Genomic DNA, 18,768 nt, shown 5'->3' with positions numbered 1-18,768 from the left:
CATGTCGCGCCCGGTGCGGAACCGCCCGCACCGGGCGCCGGGCGATCAGGACTTGACGCGGGCGGTGTTGTAGAGCTTCGCCGTGAAGTCGGCGGTCTGCTCCAGGGTGTAGCCGGGCTTGCCGGCGAGGATGGAGACGGCGTCGCTGGCGCTGACCGCGGCCAGGGTGCTGTAGTCCCCCCAGATGCAGACGGGCAGCGTGAACTCCTTGATTCCCTTGCTCGGGTCCTTCGGAGTCGCCTTGATCTCCTGGCACTTGAGCACGGCGCCGTCGAACCCTTCGGGAGTGATCTCCTTCGGGCTGCCGACCAGTTCGACCGTCGACTTGTCGTTCTTCTGAGCGGCGTTCATCTTGAACATGGCGAAGTAGGCGTCGACCGACTTCTCCGGGTCGGCGATGTCGCCGTAGACGCCGCTGAAGTTGATCCCCTTCTGCGTGAGCGGATTCTTCGGGTCGCCGGCCATGTAGCTCATGCCCACCTGGGTGGGGTTCTTGATGCCGACGGCCTCGGCTTCCTGCTTGTCCTTGTCGCTGATGGGCTTCTCTTCGTACTTCGGGTTCTTCTGGAACTCGCCCACCGACTCCGGGGCGACCAGCTTGTAGCCCTTCGTGTCGTCCGAGACCGGGCCGCCGGCGCCCAGGAACCACCAGGCGCCGCCCGCGATCACGGCCACGGCGACGACCACCGCGATGATCGGGCCGGCCTTCGACTTCTTCGGGGGCTGCGGCGGGGGCGGCGCGTACGCCGGCTGCTGCGGCTGCTGCTGGTAGCCGTACGCGGGCTGCGGGGCCGGCGGGGGAGGAGGCGTCTGGTAGCCGCCCTGCTGTGGGTAGCCCTGCGGCGGGCCGGGCGGCGGCGGGGCCTGCTGGGGGTAGCCGTAGCCCGGCTGCTGCGGCTGCTGGCCGTACGGGTTCGGGGGCGGCGGGGGCTGCTGCCCGTAGGGACCCGGCTGCTGCGGCTGCTGGCCGTACGGCCCTGGCTGGTGGTAACTCATCCCGCGTCCCCCTGTGAGGTCTGCTTATCCGTTTCACACATCCTTGCGGAAGGCATGGGCGAGAGGGCACTCGGGCCCCCGCATTACCGGTTTCAGTACCGGACCGTTACGGCCCTAAACTGTGCCCGTGACCGAGAACACGCAGACACCCAGCGCCCCCGACTCCGAACTGCCGACCCAGTACGCGCCGGCCGAGGTAGAGGGGAAGCTCTACGAGCGCTGGGTGGAGCGTGGGTACTTCACGGCCGATCCCGCGAGCGAGAAGCCCCCGTACACCATCGTCATCCCGCCGCCGAACGTCACCGGCTCGCTCCACCTGGGCCACGCCTTCCAGCACACGCTCATGGACGCCCTGACCCGCCGCAAGCGCATGCAGGGCTTCGAGTCGCTGTGGCTGCCCGGCATGGACCACGCCGGCATCGCCACCCAGAACAAGGTCGAGCAGCAGCTCGCCGAGGAGGGCAAGTCCCGCCACGACCTGGGCCGCGAGGAGTTCGTCGAGCGGGTCTGGCAGTGGAAGGAAGAGTACGGCGGCAAGATCCTCGGCCAGATGCGCCGCCTCGGCGACGGCGTCGACTGGAGCCGTGAGCGCTTCACCATGGACGAGGGCCTGTCCAAGGCCGTCCAGACGATCTTCAAGAAGCTCTACGACGACGAGCTGATCTACCGCGCCGAGCGCATCATCAACTGGTGCCCCCGCTGCCTGACGGCCATCTCCGACATCGAGGTGGAGTACCAGGAGGACGCGGGCGAACTCGTCTCCATCCGCTACGGCGAGGGCGAGGACAGCCTCGTCGTCGCCACCACCCGGGCCGAGACGATGCTCGGTGACACGGCCATCGCCGTCCACCCGGACGACGAGCGCTACAAGCACCTGGTCGGCCGGCTCATCAAGCTGCCGCTCACCGACCGCTCGATCCCGGTCGTCGCGGACACGCACGTCGACCCGGAGTTCGGCACCGGCTGCGTCAAGGTGACGCCCGCCCACGACCCGAACGACTTCGCCATCGGGCAGCGCCACGACCTGCCCAACATGACGATCATGGACGAGCACGGTGTCATCACCGTCCACGGCCCCTTCCTCGGCCTGGACCGCTTCGAGGCCCGTTCCGCGGTCGTCGGCGCGCTGCGCGAGCAGGGCCGGATCGTCGCCGAGAAGCGCCCCTACCTGCACTCCGTCGGGCACTGCTCGCGGTGCAGCACCACCGTCGAGCCCCGCCTGTCCCTCCAGTGGTGGGTCAAGGTCGAGACGCTGGCCAAGGCCGCGGGCGACGCCGTCCGCGACGGCCGCGTCGCGATCCACCCGCAGGAGATGGAGAAGCGCTACTTCGACTGGGTCGACAACCTCAACGACTGGTGCATCTCGCGCCAGCTGTGGTGGGGCCACCGCATCCCGGTCTGGTACGGCCCGGACGGCGAGGTCGTCTGCGTCGGCCCCGACGACGAGGCGCCCACGGGCGAGGGCTGGACCCAGGACACCGACGTCCTGGACACCTGGTTCTCCTCCGGCCTGTGGCCGTTCTCCACGCTGGGCTGGCCGGAGAAGACCCCGGACCTGGAGAAGTTCTACTCCACCGACGTCCTGGTCACCGGCCACGACATCATCTTCTTCTGGGTCGCCCGGATGATGATGTTCGGCCTGTACGCCATGGACGGCGAGGTCCCCTTCAAGACGATCGCGCTGACCGGCCTGGTCCGCGACGAGCGCGGCAAGAAGATGTCGAAGTCCTTCGGCAACGTCGTCGACCCGCTCGACTGGATGGACAAGTACGGTTCCGACGCCGTCCGCTTCACCCTCGCCAAGGGCGCCAACCCCGGCACCGACGTGCCGATCGGCGAGGACTGGGTCCAGGCCTCCAGCAAGTTCGCCAACAAGATCTGGAACGCCACGCGCTTCGCGCTGATGAACGGCGCGACGATCGAGGGCGACCTGCCGCCGGTCGAGCGGATGTCGGCGACCGACCGCTGGATCCTGTCCCGGCTGAACAAGACGGTCGCGCAGGTCGACGGCTACTACGACGACTTCCAGTTCGCCAAGCTCAGCGAGGCCCTCTACCACTTCGCGTGGGACGAGGTCTTCGACTGGTACGTCGAGCTGTCGAAGACGACCTTCTTCGCGGGCGGCGAGCAGGCGAAGGTCTCCAGCCGGGTCCTCGGCGAGGTCATCGACGTCATGCTGCGGCTGCTGCACCCGGTGGTCCCCTTCGTCACCGAGACGCTGTGGACCACGCTGACCGGGCGTGAGTCCCTGGTCGTCGCCGAGTGGCCGAAGGACAGCGGCTTCCGCGACGACGCCGCCGAGGCCGAGATCGGGAGCGTCCAGGCCGTGGTCACCGAGGTCCGCCGGTTCCGCAAGGAGCAGGGCCTGCAGGACGGCCAGAAGGTCCCGGCCCGCCTGGAGCTGGCGGGTACGCCGCTGGCCGCGCACGAGGCCGCCATCCGGCAGCTGCTGCGCCTCCAGCCGGAGGGCGATGCCTTCAGCGCCACCGCGACCCTGCCGGTCGCCGGCGCCACCGTCGCGCTCGACCTGTCGGGCACCATCGACGTGGCCGCCGAGCGCAAGCGCCTGACCAAGGACCTGGGCGCGGCCGAGAAGGAGAAGCAGCAGGCGGAGGCGAAGCTCGGGAACGAGGCGTTCATCGCCAAGGCCCCCGACAACGTCGTGGACAAGATCAAGGGCCGTCTCGCCAAGGCCGAGGCGGACATCGCCCGGATCCAGGCGCAGCTGGCCGGGCTGCCCGCCGCGTAGCCCGTCGCGGCGCGCGGCGTCGCGTACTCGCGTACGAAGGCCCCCGCACCGTCGCAGGACGGTGCGGGGGCCTTCGCGCGTGCCGGCACCGGGACACGTGGGTGCTGTAGATCACCGGGTGGGTCCCACCCCCCGATCCGAACCCGGGGGACGACCACGGATGATGGGGGAATGCACGTCAAGCCCGCCCTCTCGGCGTTCCACCGGGCCCTGGCCCGCGGCCGCCGGATGGCCGGGGCCCGGGGCGCGTCGCCCCGGGCGCAGGACGTCCTCACGGCGCTGAGCTGCCTGGGGCTGATGGCGCTGGACCTGCCCGGGCTGGCGGCCGCCGACAACTCCCTGAGCGGCGCGGGCGCCGCCGCCGTGCTCACCGTGGGCTGTTCGGCGCTGCTGGTCCGGCGCCGGATGCCCTGGGCGGCGTACCTGACGGCCCTGCTGTTCATCGGCTGGCTGCACGAGCTGACCCTGATCCAGTTCGCGCTGTACTCCGTCGGCCGGTACCGGGGGCGCCGCGCCGCGGTCCTGGCCACCGCCGGGTACGTGGCCTTCGCGCTGGCGGTGTTCAGCGTGCCGGGCTGGCCGGAGCCGCGGGCCGAGACGCTCAGTGCCTTCCTCAGCCTGGTGGTGCCGATCGGGGTGCTCGCCTCCGCCGTCGGGATCGCCGCCTACCGGCACGACCTGGTGTGCGAGCTGGAGGCGCGGCGGGCCGAGACGGCGGTGCTGAGCGCCGTGCAGCAGGAGCGGACCTCGGTCGCCCGCGACGTCCACGACTTCGTCGGGCGGGAGCTGACGCTGCTGACGGTGCGCTCGGAGGTGCTGTCGGTGCGGGCGCGCGACACGCCGTACGCGAAGGACTTCGAGGAGCTGTCGGACACCGCCCGGCGGGCCCACCTGCTGCTGAACGAGATCATCGTCCAGCGCGGGGAGCGTGCCGCGACCCCCGGTGTGGACGGGCTGGCGGCGCTGGCGGAGCAGAGCGGGCGGGCCGGGTCGCCCGTCCGGCTGGCGATGGACCCGCAGGCGCACGCCCTGTCGCCGCTGCGGCAGGCGGCGGTCTACCGGGTGGTGCAGGAGTGCCTGACCAACGCGGCCAAGCACGCGCGCGGCGAGACCATCGACGTGTCGGTCCGCGTGGACGGCCCGCACGTGCGCATCGCCGTCGGCAACGGCCTGCCGGCCGGCGCCCCGGACCGGGCCCCGGTGTCGGCGGGCTCGGGTACGGCGAGCATGGCGGAGCGGGTGCGCAGCCTGGGCGGCACGCTGACGGCGACGCGGACGCCGCACGCGTACGAGGTCGTGGCGACGCTGCCGCGCGGCTGATCGCGGGCGTGCCGGAAGTCCCGGAACGGCCGGGCCGGAAGTCCGCGGGCCCTCGTCCGTAGACTGGACCCCGTGAGTGAGCAGCAGCCCGAGAGCCACGACCGCGACCGCGACGGTACCTTCGACGAGTTCGACCAGATCGTGGCGGAAGAGTCCGACCGCGACCCCGACCTGGCGGTGATCGAGGCCGGCAGCCGCACCCTGCGCGCCCAGGCCGGGCCGCCGTCGGGTGACCCCGTGCCGTCCCGCCCCGAGGATCCGGAGGTGGCGAAGGCGCTGCTGGAGGTGGAGCAGGAGCTCGCCACCCGCTGGGGCGAGACCAAGCTGGAGCCGTCCGTCAGCCGCATCGCCGCGCTGATGGACGTCCTGGGCGAGCCGCAGCGCGCGTACCCGTCCATCCACGTGACCGGCACCAACGGCAAGACGAGCACGGCCCGCATGATCGAGGCCCTGCTGAACGCCTTCGACCTGCGCACGGGCCGCTACACCAGCCCGCACGTGCAGTCGGTGACCGAGCGGATCAGCCTGGACGGGGCGCCGATCAGCGCCGAGCGCTTCGTCGAGACGTACCACGACATCAAGCCGTACGTGGAGATGGTCGACGCCGCCGAGGAGTACCGGCTGTCCTTCTTCGAGGTGCTCACCGGGATGGCCTACGCGGCCTTCGCGGACGCGCCGGTCGACGTGGCCGTCGTCGAGGTCGGCATGGGCGGCAGCTGGGATGCCACGAACGTGATCGACGGGACGGTCGCGGTGATCACCCCGATCAGCCTGGACCACACGGACCGGCTCGGCTCCACCCCCGGCGAGATCGCGCAGGAGAAGGGCGGCATCGTCAAGCAGGGCGCCACCGTGATCCTGGCGCAGCAGCCCGTGGACGCCGCGCAGGTGCTGCTGAAGCGGGCCGTGGAGGTCGACGCGACGGTGGCCCGCGAGGGCATGGAGTTCGGCGTCGTCGCGCGCGAGGTGGCGGTCGGCGGCCAGATGCTGACCCTGCGCGGGATGGGCGGCGAGTACGACGGCATCTTCCTGCCGCTGTACGGGGCCCACATGGCGCACAACGCGGCGGTCGCGCTGGCCGCCGTGGAGGCCTTCTTCGGGGTCGGCGGGGACCACGCGCGCGAGCTGGACGCGGACACGGTCCGCCGGGCCTTCGCCTCGGTGACCTCGCCGGGCCGCATGGAGGTCGTGCGCCGCAGCCCGACGGTGGTCCTGGACGCCGCGCACAACCCGGCGGGGGCGCGGGTGACCGCCGAGGCGGTCACCGAGGCCTTCGGCTTCAGCCGGCTGATCGGCGTCGTGGCCGCGAGCGAGGGCAAGGACGTCAAGGGCGTCTTCGAGGCCTTCGAGCCGATCTTCGCGGAGGTCGTGGTCACCGAGAACACCAGCCACCGGGCGATGGGCGCCGACGAGCTGGCGGCGATCGCGGTGGAGGTCTTCGGCCCGGACCGGGTGCAGGTGGAACCGCGGCTGGACGACGCGCTGGAGGCGGCCGTCACCCTTGCGGAGGAAGAGGCCGAATACGGAGGGGCCGGCGTCCTGGTGACCGGTTCCGTGATCACGGTGGGCGAGGCCCGCCTGCTGTTCAAGAAGGGCTGAGGGATCGATGCGCACGCTCTGCGCGAGCACGCTGATCGGTGAATTCTTCATCGTCGGCTTCGCGGGCCTGGTGGCCATGAAGAACCCGGACCTGACCCAGGCCCAGGTGTGGACGGTCTGCGGTGTGACGATGCTGGTGTCGGTGCTGCTGTGCGGGATGCTGTCGCGCCCCGGCGCGGTGCAGCTCGGCTGGGCGCTGCAGATCGGACTGATCGCGAGCGGTTTCGTGGTCCCGACGATGTTCTTCCTGGGCGCGGTCTTCGCGGGCCTGTGGTGGTGCTCGGTGCACTACGGCCGCAAGATCGACGCGATCAAGGCGAGCTGGGCCGCCCGGCAGGCGGAGGCCGCCGCTCCTGACGCTGCGTGACGGTTCACCGTTCCGGCCCTGTAGATTCGTCGCACCGCACCCGTTTGCCGCAAGGAGTTTTCACATGACCCAGCGCACGCTCGTCATCCTCAAGCCGGACGCCGTCAGGCGCGGCCTGGTCGGCGAGATCATCGGCCGCATCGAGCGGAAGGCCGGCTGGACCATTCCCGCGATGGAGCTGCGCACGCTGGACGCGGAGACCCTGGAGGCGCACTACGGGGAGCACAAGGGCAAGCCCTTCTACGAGCCCCTGATGGGGTTCATGGCGAGCGGTCCGGTCGTCGTCCTGGTCGTGGAAGGGGAACGCGCGATCGAGGGTGTCCGCCAGCTGGCCGGACCCACCGACCCGATCGCCGCCGCGCCCGGGTCCATCCGGGGGGACTTCGGCACGATCGTCCGGGAGAACCTGATCCACGCCTCGGATTCCGAGGAGTCTGCGGAGCGCGAGCTGAAGCTGTTCTTCCCGGCTCTCTGAGCTTCCTCGCATATTCCACGAGCACTCCTCACTGACGAGACATCAGCCGAATAGCGCTCACGACCTGGGGCGACCGAAGTAATTTCGGTCGCCCTTCGGTATTGCGGACACCGGCCGGGAACGCATGGCAAGGACTGGTCGTCACCACTAAGGGGGCGGGTTTCCGTTCCGGCGGGATCGCCGGAGTCCCGTCGCGCGGTGTCGGTACCCACGGCACTACGATGGGGCCTCCACCCACCACACCCACCTCGCCGACCTGACAGCAGCCGCTATCAACTGGAAGGCCAGACGCTCCTCATGGGGAACAAGGGGAACAACATGTCGTTCATCGGCCGTGACATGGCGATCGACCTCGGGACCGCCAACACGCTGGTGTACGTGAGGGGCCGGGGAATCGTTCTGAACGAGCCGTCCGTGGTCGCCATCAACACGAACACCGGTGGGATCCTGGCCGTCGGCTCCGAGGCGAAGAAGATGATCGGCCGGACACCCGGCAACATCGTCGCCGTACGCCCCCTCAAGGACGGCGTGATCGCCGACTTCGAGATCACCGAGCGCATGCTCCGGTACTTCATCCTCAAGATCCACAAGCGTCGCTACCTGGCGCGTCCGCGCGTCGTGGTCTGCGTGCCCTCCGGCATCACCGGAGTGGAGCGGCGCGCCGTCATCGAGGCGTCCACGCAGGCCGGCGCACGTCAGGTGCACATCATCGAGGAGCCCATGGCCGCCGCCATCGGCTCGGGCCTGCCCGTCCACGAGGCCACCGGCAACATGGTCGTGGACATCGGCGGCGGCACCACCGAGGTCGCCGTCATCTCCCTCGGCGGAATCGTCACGGCGCAGTCCATCCGGGTGGCCGGCGACGAGCTGGACAACGCGATCATCCAGCACATCAAGAAGGAGTACTCGCTCCTCCTCGGCGAACGCACCGCCGAACAGATCAAGATCACCATCGGGTCGGCGTACGACCTCGACAAGGACGAGCACACCGAGATCCGCGGCCGCGACCTCGTCTCCGGCCTCCCGAAGACCGTGGTCATCTCCGCCGCCGAGGTGCGCAAGGCCATCGAGGAGCCGGTCAACTCCATCGTCGACGCCGTCAAGACCACGCTCGACAAGTGCCCGCCGGAACTCTCCGGCGACATCATGGACCGCGGCATCGTGCTCACCGGCGGCGGCGCCCTGCTGCGCGGCCTGGACGAGCGGCTGCGCCGCGAGACCGGCATGCCGATCCACATCGCCGAGGACCCCCTCGACTCCGTGGCCCTCGGCTCCGGCAAGTGCGTAGAGGAGTTCGAAGCCCTCCAGCAGGTCCTGGACGCCCAGCCCCGGCGGTGATCGAATCCCCGCGAACGGGGCATGCGGAACACAAGGATCCGCCGTACGGGTGCTACCGCGCCGGTACGGCGGATCGTTGATATACAGGCACAGTCCGGCGCGGCCCCGGCTCCGCCGGAGCAGCTCCGCCGCACGGGTTTTCTACGAGGAAGGCACGGCCGCCGCACGTGAGGGACACACGAGAGAGCCGGCTGCTCCTGGTGCTGCTGATCGCCATCGCGTTCGCATTGATCACGGTGGACATCAGAGCGGGTGAGGAGTCACCGGTCGACGGGGCCCGCAGGGCCGCGGCAGCGGTCCTGGGACCGGTCGAGGAGGGCGTCGCGACCGCGGTGGACCCGGTCGCCCACGCCATAGGGGCCGTACGGGACTCCGACGAGCGCCACAACCGGATCACCACGCTGGAGCGCGAGAACGCGCTCCTGAAGACCAGGCTGGGCAGCGACGACCGCACCAAGAGCCGCATCCGCGAGCTCGACGAGATGCTCAAGCGGGCCGGCGCCGGACAGTACGGCATCAAGGGCGCGGAAGTCATCGCCATAGGAGCCGCCCAGGGCTTCTCCTGGACCGTCACCATCGACGCCGGCAGCAAGGACGGCATCGAGCGCGACATGACCGTCCTCAACGGGGACGGCCTCGTCGGCCGCGTCACCACCGTCGGCCCCGACACCGCCACCGTGCTGCTCGCCAACGACCCCGACTTCACCGTCGGCACCCGCCTGGAGAAGACCGGCGAACTGGGCTTCGCCACCGGCCAGGGCGACCGCGCCCTGTCCGTCCAGATGCTCAACGGCCGCGCCAAGATCAGCCCCGGCGACCGCCTGGTCACCTTCGGCTCCCGCGCCAACAAGCCCTTCGTACCCGGGGTCCCGCTCGGCGAGGTCGTCCGCGTCGACCCCTCCGGCGGCGGCCTCACCCGCACCGTGCACGTCCGCCCGTTCGTCGGCTTCTCCCGCCTCGACATCGTCGGCGTGGTCGTGATGCCGCCCCGCGACGACCCGCGCGACACCGTCCTGCCGCCCAAGCCCGAACCCCCGAAGCCCACGCCGACGGTCACCGTCACGGTCACGCCCTCCCCGAGCGTCTCCGGCCGGCCCGCGGACGAGGAGGAACGCTGAGCCATGCGCTTCAACCGGATCCTGCTCTCCGCCACCCTCGTCGTGGTCGCCCTCGTCCTCCAGGTCACCGTCCTGGGACGGCTCCAGCTCCCCGGCGCCGTCCCCGACCTGATGCTCCTCACCGTCGTCGCCCTGTCCCTGGTGTACGGGCCGACCTCCGGCGCCGTCCTCGGCTTCGGCGCCGGACTCCTCGCCGACCTGTCCCCGCCCGCCGACCACGCGGCCGGCCGCTACGCCCTGGTGCTGTGCATCATCGGCTACCTCGTCGGCCTGGCCCGCCCCGACAACGGCCGGTTCCGCTCGCTGTGGGGCCCGATGCTCACCGTGCTCGCCGCCGCCGTCGGCTCGATCCTGCTGTACGTCGCGGTGGGCGCCCTGGTCGGCGACACCGCCGAACGCCACGTCGGGCTCGGCGGGCTGCTGTTCACCGCCGTCCTGTACGACCTGCTGCTGGCCCCGTTCACGGTGCCGTTCATCATGGCCCTGGCCCGGCGCGCCGAGAACGACCCGATGGCCGTCGAAGCCGGCGGCGGCCCGCCGCAGGGCACCGACGTGTCCTCCGGCTGGCTGGCCGGCGGCACCGGACTCAGGGTCGGCAGCCAGCGCGGCGGCCTGCGGCTGCGGGCGTCGGTCGGCCGCGCCAACCGGGCCGGCCGCATAAAGGGCGTCAAAGGCGTGAAGAACGTCAGGAAGCTGTGACGGGGGAGCACCAGGCATGACCAACATTCCCGAGACCGGCCGCACCCCCCGGGTGCAGATCCGGCTCGTCATCATCCAGATCCTCGTCTTCTCCCTGCTGTTCACCCTCGGCGGCCGGCTCTGGTACCTCCAGATCCGCAACGGCCACGAGTACGCCGACGCGGCCAGGAACAACCACGTCCAGCGCGTGGTCCAGCCCGCCGTGCGCGGCTCCGTCCTGGACGCCCGCGGCGTCCCGCTCGCCGACAACGAGACCCGCCTGGTGGTCTCCGCGTCCCGCACCGAGCTGATGCGGATAAAGGACAGGGGCAAAGCCGTCCTGACCCGCCTCGCCGGCGTCCTGGACATGAAGCCGCAGGACGTCATGGACAAGGTCCGGCTCTGCGACTCCCAGACCCCCAAGCCCTGCTGGAACGGCTCCCCCTACCAGCCCATCCCCGTCACCATGGAGGCCACCACCCAGCAGGCCCTCCAGATCCGCGAACGCCCCGAGGACTTCCCCGGCATCACCGCCGAACCCACCGCCGTACGCCGCTACCCCGCGCCCGGCGCGGCCCGCACCGCGCAGGTCCTCGGCTACCTCTCGCCCGTCACCGACGAGGAGATCCAGAAGGCCAAGGACACCGACTCGCCGCACCTGCGCTCCGACCAGGTCGGCCGCTCCGGCATCGAGCGCACGTACGACAAGCAGCTGCGCGGCAAGGCACAGGTCACCTCCTACGAGGTCGACAACCTCGGCCGCGTCATGGGCGAGACCAAATCCGACCCGGGCGTCGCCGGATCCACCCTCGTCACCAGCATCGACGCCCGCGTCCAGGCCGTCGCCGAGTACGAGCTCCAGCAGGCGATGAAGACCGTCCGCAACGAGACCGACAACATCACCGGCCGCAAGTACGAGGCCGACTCGGGCGCCGTCGTCGTCATGGAGACCAAGACCGGCCGCGTCGTCGCCATGGCCTCCCAGCCCGACTACGACCCCAACGCCTGGGTCGGCGGCATCTCCGGCCAGGACTACGCCAAGCTCACCAGCAAGAACTCCAACTACCCGCTGCTCAACCGGGCCATCCAGGGCCAGGCCCCCGCGGGCTCCATCTTCAAGGTCGTCTCCGCGAGCGCCGCCGTGCGCGCCGGCTACGGCTTCGACGACAAGTACAACTGCAGCGCCTCCTACAACATGGGCGGCCGCAGCTTCGCGAACTTCGAGTCCAAGGGGCACGGCCCCATCACCCTCGGAGACGCCCTCAAGTTCTCCTGCAACACCGTCTTCTACGCCCTCGGCCACAAGGAATGGCAGCGCGACGGCGGCCTCGAACCCAAGAAGGACGCCCACGACTGGTTCTACCGCACCGCCCGCGAGTTCGGACTCGGCTCCGAGACCCACATCGACCTGCCCAACGAGGTCACCGGCCGCATCCCCGACCGCCACTGGAAGCAGAGCTTCTGGGAGGCCAACAAGGACTCCTGGTGCAAGCAGGGCAAGAAGGGCGGCACCTACGTCGAGCAGATCGCCTACGAGAGCTGCCTCGAAGGCAACCAGCTCAAGGCCTACGACAGCATCAACTTCGCCATCGGCCAGGGCGACGTCCTCGTCACCCCCATCCAGATGGCCACCGCCTACGCCGCCATCAGCAACGGCGGCACCCTCTACAACCCCACCGTCGGCAAGGCCGTGATCAGCCCCGAAGGCAGGATCGAGGAGATCAGGCCCACGCCCCACGGCAAACTGCCCATCGACGCCAAGACCATCGGCGACCTCGACCGGGGCCTGCGCTCCGTCGTCGAACCCGGCGGCACCGCCGCCTGGCGGTTCATCGGCTGGCCGCTCGACAAGGTCCCGATGCGGGCCAAGACCGGCACCGCCCAGGTCTACGGCAAGCAGACCACCTCCTGGCTCGCGACCTACACCGACGACTTCACCATCGTGATGACGATCTCCCAGGGCGGCACCGGCTCCGGCGCCTCGGGCCCCGCCGTGCGCAACATCTACAACGCCATGTACGGCTTCACCATGGACGGCAAGGAGACCGGCAAGGCCCTCCTGCCCAAGCCGGAGACGAAACTCCCCACCGTCCACCCCGACGGCACCATCGACGCCCCCGAGATCAAGCCGTACGTGCCCCCGTCCCCGGAGGAGCTGGCGCCGCCCGCGCTCGCCGGCCCGCCGCCCCTGCGGCATGACTGAGACGTGATGATGCAGACCGCCAACAAGTTCTCCGTGTCCCGGTACGCACCCCGGAAAGGACCGCTCGCCCGGCTGACGGCCCGGGACTCGGTCCTGCGCCGCCTCGACTGGCCGATACTGCTGTCGGCGCTCGCCCTGTCGCTGATCGGCGCCCTGCTCGTGTGGTCCGCGACCCGCCACCGCGACACCCTCAACCAGGGCGACCCGCAGTACTTCCTCTGGCGCCACCTGCTCAACACCGGCATCGGCCTCCTGCTGATGCTCGGTACGGTCCTCCTCGGCCACCGCAACCTGCGCGGCGCGGTCCCGGTCCTCTACGGGCTCTCGATCGTGCTCGTCGCGGCCGTGCTCACCCCGCTCGGCGCCACCATCAACGGCGCCCACGCCTGGATCGTCATCGGCGGCGGCTTCTCCCTCCAGCCCTCGGAGTTCGTCAAGGTCACGATCATCCTCGTGATGGCGATGCTGCTGGCGGCCCGGGTGGACGCGGGCGACCTCGAGCATCCCGAGCACCGGACCGTGGTCAAGGCGCTGTGCCTGGCCGCCGCGCCCATGGGCGTCGTGATGCTCATGCCCGACCTCGGCTCCGTCATGGTGATGGTCGTGATCGTGCTGGGCGTGCTGCTCGCCTCCGGCGCCTCCAACCGCTGGGTGCTCGGGCTGATCGGCGCCGGGACGGCCGGCGCCATCCTGATCTGGCAGCTGGGCGTCCTCGACCAGTACCAGATCAACCGCTTCGCCGCCTTCGCCAACCCCGAGCTCGACCCCGCCGGCGCCGGCTACAACACCAACCAGGCCCGCATCGCGATCGGAGGCGGCGGCCTCACGGGCTCCGGCCTGTTCAAGGGCCCGCAGACCACCGGCCAGTTCGTACCGGAGCAGCAGACCGACTTCGTGTTCACGGTCGCCGGGGAGGAACTCGGCTTCGTCGGCGGCATCATCATCCTCGGCCTGCTCGGCGTCGTCCTGTGGCGCGCCTGCATCATCGCCCGCGCCACCACCGAGCTGTACGGCACCATCGTGGCCGCCGGCATCATCGCCTGGTTCGCCTTCCAGGCCTTCGAGAACGTCGGGATGAACCTGGGGATCATGCCGGTGGCCGGACTGCCGCTGCCGTTCGTCTCCTACGGGGGCTCGTCGATGTTCGCCGTCTGGGTGGCCGTCGGACTGCTCCAGTCGATCAAGGTCCAGCGCCCCCTGTCCGCGTGACCCCGGCCCGGGGGTGGCGGAATCCGCCGCTCACCCCCGCGCCGCGAACCGTTCAGGACTAGATTCGACCCATGGCGGACACGAAACGCGAAATCGAGCGGAAATTCGAGTTCACGAAGCCCGGCGCGGAGCAGCGCGGAGCCCCCGACCTGACCGGCACGGCCGGCATCGCCACCGTCGTCGACCGGGGCGTCGCCGACCTCGACGCCGTCTACTACGACACCCCCGACCAACGGCTCGCCGCCGACGGCCTCACCCTGCGCCGCCGCACCGGCGGCAAGGACGCCGGCTGGCACCTCAAACTCCCCGTCGCCCCCGGCACCCGCGACGAGGTCTCCGCCGCCCTCAGCGACACCGTCCCCGGCCCCCTCGCCGTCCTCGTCCGCTCCCGCGTCCGCGATGCCCCCCTGGAACCCCAGGTCCGGCTGCTCTCCTCCCGGCGCACCAGCCACCTCCTCGACGCCGGCGGATCCCTGCTCGCCGAACTCAGCACCGACGCCGTCACCGCCGAACGCGACGGCACCACCGCCACCTGGACCGAGGTCGAGGTGGAACTCGCCGACGGCAGCGACCCGGCCCTCCTCGACGCCGTCGAGAAGACCTTCGAGAAGGCCGGGCTCAAGGTCTCCGACGCCCCCTCGAAACTCGCCCGCGCCCTCGCCGAGACCGGCAAGGAGCCCCCCGCCCGCCCCGCACCCGACCCCGCCGACGAGACCGCCGGCGCGTACGTCCTCGCCTACCTGCGCGCACAGGTCGACACCCTCGTCACCTACGACCCCGGCGTACGGCGCAACCAGCCCGACTCCGTGCACCAGATGCGCGTCGCCTGCCGCCGCCTGCGCAGCGCCTTCAAGACCTACCGCAAGATCCTCGACCGGGAGGCCACCGACCCCATCGGCGAGGAACTGCGCCGCCTCGGCGAGGAACTCGGCGCCGACCGCGACCGGGAGGTCCTCCACGAGCACTTCCGCGCCCAGCTCGCCGACCTCCCCCACACCCTCCTCGCCGGCCCCGTCCACAAGCGCCTGCGCACCTGGAACGGGGCCCGCCGCACCGCCACCCGCCGCCGCGCCCTCGCCGCCCTCGACCACCCCCGCCACCTCACCCTCCTCGACACCCTCGACGCCCTGCTCACCGACCCGCCCCTGCTGCCCCAGGCCGCGAAACCCGCCGCCAAGGCCCTGCCCAAGGCGATCCTGCGCGACTACCGCCGGCTCGCCACCCGCGTCGACCACGCCCTCTCCCTGGACCCCGGACAGGAACGCGACCACGCCCTGCACGACGCCCGCAAGGGCGCCAAGCGCGCCCGCTACGCCGCCGAGGCCGCCGAACCCGCCCTCGGCAAACCCGCCAGGAAGCTCGCCAAGGCCATGGAGGCCGTCCAGGACGTACTCGGCGAGCACCAGGACAGCGTGGTCGCCCGCACCGCGCTGCACGACCTGACCCACCAGGCCCACGGCGCCGGCGAACCCTCCTTCACCTGGGGACTCCTCCACGGCCGCGAGGAGGCCCGGGCGGAACGCAGCGAACGCGACCTCCCGGCCGTCTGGGCCGAGGCCTCGGACCGCGCCCTGCGCTCCGCCCTCGGGTGATCATCGCGAGCAGGGGGCCGCCGCCGCCTCGGGTACTCTGGAGAGTCGCCCCCTGCCCGCTTCACGAAAGTCGCGTGATGTCCGAGTCGGTCTTCCCACAGCTCGAAGCTCTGCTCCCGCATGTGCAGAAGCCCATCCAGTACGTCGGTGGTGAGCTCAACTCCACCGTGAAGCCGTGGGAGTCGTGTGACGTCCGCTGGGCGCTCATGTACCCGGACGCCTACGAGGTGGGCCTGCCCAACCAGGGCGTCATGATCCTCTACGAGGTGCTCAACGAGCGCGAGGGCGTCCTCGCCGAGCGCACCTACTCGGTGTGGCCGGACCTGGAAGCCCTGATGCGCGAGCACCAGGTGCCCCAGTTCACCGTCGACAGCCACCGCCCCGTCTCCGCCTTCGACGTGTTCGGCCTGTCCTTCTCCACGGAGCTGGGCTACACCAACATGCTCACGGCCCTGGACCTCGCGGGCATCCCGCTGGAGTCCAAGGACCGCACCGTCGACCACCCCATCGTCCTCGCGGGCGGCCACGCGGCCTTCAACCCCGAGCCGATCGCGGACTTCATCGACTGCGCCGTCATCGGCGACGGCGAGCAGGCCGTCCTCGACATGACCGAGATCATCCGCACCTGGAAGGCCGAGGGCCGCCCGGGCGGACGCGAGGAGGTCCTGCTGCGCCTCGCGAAGACCGGCAACGTCTACGTGCCGGGCTTCTACGACGTCGAGTACCTGGAGGACGGCCGCATCGGCCGCGTGGTGCCGAACCGCTCCGGCGTGCCGTGGCGCGTCTCCAAGCACACGGTCATGGACCTCGACGAGTGGCCGTACCCCAAGCAGCCCCTGGTCCCGCTCGCCGAGACCGTCCACGAGCGGATGTCCGTGGAGATCTTCCGCGGCTGCACCCGCGGCTGCCGTTTCTGCCAGGCCGGCATGATCACGCGCCCCGTGCGGGAGCGAAGCATCACCGGCATCGGCGAGATGGTGGAGAAGGGCCTGAAGGCGACGGGCTTCGAGGAGGTCGGCCTCCTCTCCCTGTCCTCCGCGGACCACACCGAGATCGCCGACATCGCCAAGGGCCTCGCGGACCGCTACAGCGACGACAAGGTGGGCCTGTCCCTGCCGTCGACCCGCGTGGACGCCTTCAACGTGGACCTCGCGAACGAGCTGACCCGCAACGGCCGCCGGTCGGGCCTGACCTTCGCCCCCGAGGGCGGCTCCGAGCGCATGCGCAAGGTCATCAACAAGATGGTCTCGGAAGAGGACCTGATCCGTACCGTCGCCACCGCCTACGGCAACGGCTGGCGCCAGGTGAAGCTGTACTTCATGTGCGGCCTGCCGACCGAGACCGACGAGGACGTCCTCCAGATCGGCGACATGGCCGTCAACGTCATCGCCAAGGGCCGCGAGGTCTCCGGCCAGAACGACATCCGCTGCACGGTGTCGATCGGCGGGTTCGTGCCGAAGCCGCACACCCCCTTCCAGTGGGCCCCGCAGCTGTCGGCCGAGGAGACGGACGCCCGCCTCGGCAAGCTCCGCGACAAGATCCGCGGCGACAAGAAGTACGGCCGCTCGATCGGCTTCCGCTACCACGACGGCAAGCCGGGCATCGTGGAGGGCCTCCTCTCGCGCGGCGACCGCCGCATCGGCGACGTCATCCGCGCGGTCTACGAGGACGGCGGCCGCTTCGACGGCTGGCGCGAGCACTTCTCGTACGACCGCTGGATGCGCGCGGCGGAGAAGACCCTGCCGGCGTACGGCGTGGACGTGGCCTGGTACACGACCCGCGAGCGCACGTACGAGGAGGTCCTGCCCTGGGACCACCTGGACTCGGGCCTGGACAAGGACTGGCTCTGGGAGGACTGGCAGGACGCCCTCGACGAGACGGAGGTCGAGGACTGCCGCTGGACCCCGTGCTTCGACTGCGGCGTCTGCCCGCAGATGGACACCCACATCCAGATCGGCCCCACCGGCAAGAAGCTGCTGCCGCTGACCGTCGTGAAGTAGCCCGCCGTGCCCGTGCCCCCCACCGTCCGACGGTGGGGGGCACACCTGTGCCCGCGCCGCTCGGCAGGGCGGTGGGGGGCCGGGCGCAACGGATGGGGTGGTTCTGGTGTCCTTAGCGGCATGCAGATGGAGAAGTCGCAGGCCGCGCAGGGTGGGGACGGGTGTCTGGCCGGGGTGGTCAGGGTGCCGGTGAAGATCGTGGCCGTGCTGGTGGTGCTGCCGGTGCGGGCGGTGTGGGACCTGCTCGTGCTGGGGGCGCGGGCCGCGCAGCGGCATGTGCTCGCGCCGCTGGGGCGGGCCGCCGGCTGGGTCCTCGTACGGGTGTACCGCCACCTGCTGCGGCCGGTGCTGCTCGTCCTCTTCTACTGGCCCTGGGTCGGCGCGTGGCGGTACCTCGTCGTGCCCGTCGCCACGGTGGTCCACCGGTACCTGCTGCGGCCCCTCGGGACGGCGGCCGCCTGGCTGTGCGTCGCGTTCGGGCGGTACGTGCTGGTGCCCGTCGGGAGCGCGATCGGGTGGGTGCTGCGGCACGTGGTGGTGCTGCCCGCCGGCTGGCTGTACCGGGAGGTGCTGGCGCCGTTGGGCCGCGGGCTGCGGTGGCTGGTGCGCGGGCTGTGCATGCTGGTGTTCGTCTGGCCCTGGGTGGGTCTGTGGCGGTACGTCCTGGCCCCCGTGGGGCGCGGGCTCCTCTGGGTGGGGCGGTACGTGCTCCTGCCGCCGCTCGCGCTGCTGTACCGGTACGTCCTGACGCCCCTCGGCCACCTCCTCCTTGGCGCCTGGCACATCGCCGGCCGCATCACCCGCGCCCTCGGCCGCGGGCTGCGCCTGCTGTGGCGCGGCTGCGTCGCCCGGCCCGCCGCGTGGGTCTACCGGCAGGTGGCCACTCCGGTCGGGCACGCCGTGCGCGAGGTGTGGCGTACCTCCCGCGCCGCGGTGCGGGAGGCGCGGGCCGAGGTGCGGCGCGTGCTGTTCGGGGGGCCGCCCGTGGAACCGGCGAGGTCACGGGCGCGTACTCTGGGTAGTACGACAGCCGCCGACGCGGCACCCGCTCCCGAGATCTCCCTGCGCAACCGGCGGGGGTGAGCCGGACGGGTCGACAGGACTCAGGGCGGCGCGCGAGCCGT

Annotated in this window: 14 protein-coding genes; 13 read left to right on the top strand and 1 reads right to left on the bottom strand. The window is 71.0% G+C overall.

What is annotated here, in order from left to right; all coding sequences use genetic code 11:
- Positions 1-45 precede the first annotated feature (45 nt).
- Complete coding sequence (locus ACZ501_RS03635) at positions 46-996, bottom strand: hypothetical protein (RefSeq protein ID WP_468792205.1); 951 nt, start codon at positions 994-996, stop codon at positions 46-48.
- Between the two features lie 127 nt (positions 997-1,123).
- Here ACZ501_RS03635 and ACZ501_RS03630 point away from each other — a divergent pair, with 127 nt between their 5' ends.
- The 13 genes from ACZ501_RS03630 (at position 1,124) to ACZ501_RS03570 (ending at position 18,727) form a co-directional block, all read left to right on the top strand.
- Complete coding sequence (locus ACZ501_RS03630; RefSeq protein ID WP_362457267.1) at positions 1,124-3,745, top strand: valine--tRNA ligase; 2,622 nt, start codon at positions 1,124-1,126, stop codon at positions 3,743-3,745.
- A 171-nt stretch (positions 3,746-3,916) separates the two neighbouring features.
- The gene (locus ACZ501_RS03625) at positions 3,917-5,065 is read left to right on the top strand and encodes a sensor histidine kinase (protein WP_468792202.1); all 1,149 of its coding nucleotides are present in this window, start codon (positions 3,917-3,919) and stop codon (positions 5,063-5,065) included.
- A gap of 72 nt (positions 5,066-5,137) precedes the next feature.
- Positions 5,138-6,664 (top strand): bifunctional tetrahydrofolate synthase/dihydrofolate synthase, encoded by a 1,527-nt coding sequence (gene folC / locus ACZ501_RS03620; protein ID WP_361601666.1) that lies wholly within the window; start codon positions 5,138-5,140, stop codon positions 6,662-6,664.
- Positions 6,665-6,671: 7 nt separating this feature from the next.
- On the top strand, positions 6,672-7,031 hold the full coding sequence (locus ACZ501_RS03615; RefSeq protein WP_361601663.1) for a DUF4233 domain-containing protein: 360 nt from the start codon (positions 6,672-6,674) through the stop codon (positions 7,029-7,031).
- 64 nt (positions 7,032-7,095) lie between these two features.
- Positions 7,096-7,506 (top strand): nucleoside-diphosphate kinase, encoded by a 411-nt coding sequence (gene ndk / locus ACZ501_RS03610; RefSeq protein ID WP_125821114.1) that lies wholly within the window; start codon positions 7,096-7,098, stop codon positions 7,504-7,506.
- Positions 7,507-7,824: 318 nt separating this feature from the next.
- On the top strand, positions 7,825-8,844 hold the full coding sequence (locus ACZ501_RS03605; protein WP_030008578.1) for a rod shape-determining protein: 1,020 nt from the start codon (positions 7,825-7,827) through the stop codon (positions 8,842-8,844).
- Positions 8,845-9,011: 167 nt separating this feature from the next.
- Positions 9,012-9,962, top strand: a complete 951-nt coding sequence (gene mreC, locus ACZ501_RS03600; RefSeq protein ID WP_361601660.1) for a rod shape-determining protein MreC — start codon at positions 9,012-9,014, stop codon at positions 9,960-9,962.
- A 3-nt stretch (positions 9,963-9,965) separates the two neighbouring features.
- Positions 9,966-10,661 carry a rod shape-determining protein MreD gene (mreD, locus tag ACZ501_RS03595; RefSeq protein ID WP_361601657.1) on the top strand — a complete coding sequence of 232 codons (696 nt, stop codon included), beginning with the start codon at positions 9,966-9,968 and terminating at the stop codon, positions 10,659-10,661.
- Positions 10,662-10,677: 16 nt separating this feature from the next.
- Complete coding sequence (gene mrdA / locus ACZ501_RS03590; protein ID WP_361601654.1) at positions 10,678-12,843, top strand: penicillin-binding protein 2; 2,166 nt, start codon at positions 10,678-10,680, stop codon at positions 12,841-12,843.
- Between the two features lie 9 nt (positions 12,844-12,852).
- Positions 12,853-14,052 carry a rod shape-determining protein RodA gene (gene rodA / locus ACZ501_RS03585; RefSeq protein ID WP_361601706.1) on the top strand — a complete coding sequence of 400 codons (1,200 nt, stop codon included), beginning with the start codon at positions 12,853-12,855 and terminating at the stop codon, positions 14,050-14,052.
- A gap of 71 nt (positions 14,053-14,123) precedes the next feature.
- On the top strand, positions 14,124-15,644 hold the full coding sequence (locus ACZ501_RS03580) for a CYTH and CHAD domain-containing protein (protein WP_468792199.1): 1,521 nt from the start codon (positions 14,124-14,126) through the stop codon (positions 15,642-15,644).
- Positions 15,645-15,718: 74 nt separating this feature from the next.
- The gene (locus ACZ501_RS03575) at positions 15,719-17,644 is read left to right on the top strand and encodes a TIGR03960 family B12-binding radical SAM protein (RefSeq protein WP_468792196.1); all 1,926 of its coding nucleotides are present in this window, start codon (positions 15,719-15,721) and stop codon (positions 17,642-17,644) included.
- A 120-nt stretch (positions 17,645-17,764) separates the two neighbouring features.
- Entirely contained in the window at positions 17,765-18,727 is a 963-nt protein-coding gene (locus ACZ501_RS03570) for a hypothetical protein (protein WP_361601642.1), read from the top strand.
- Positions 18,728-18,768: the final 41 nt, after the last annotated feature.

Source organism: Streptomyces sp. NPDC034085, assembly GCF_055575555.1.
Note: the sequence above shows the minus strand (reverse complement) of the source record. Positions and strands in the feature narration are given on the sequence as shown.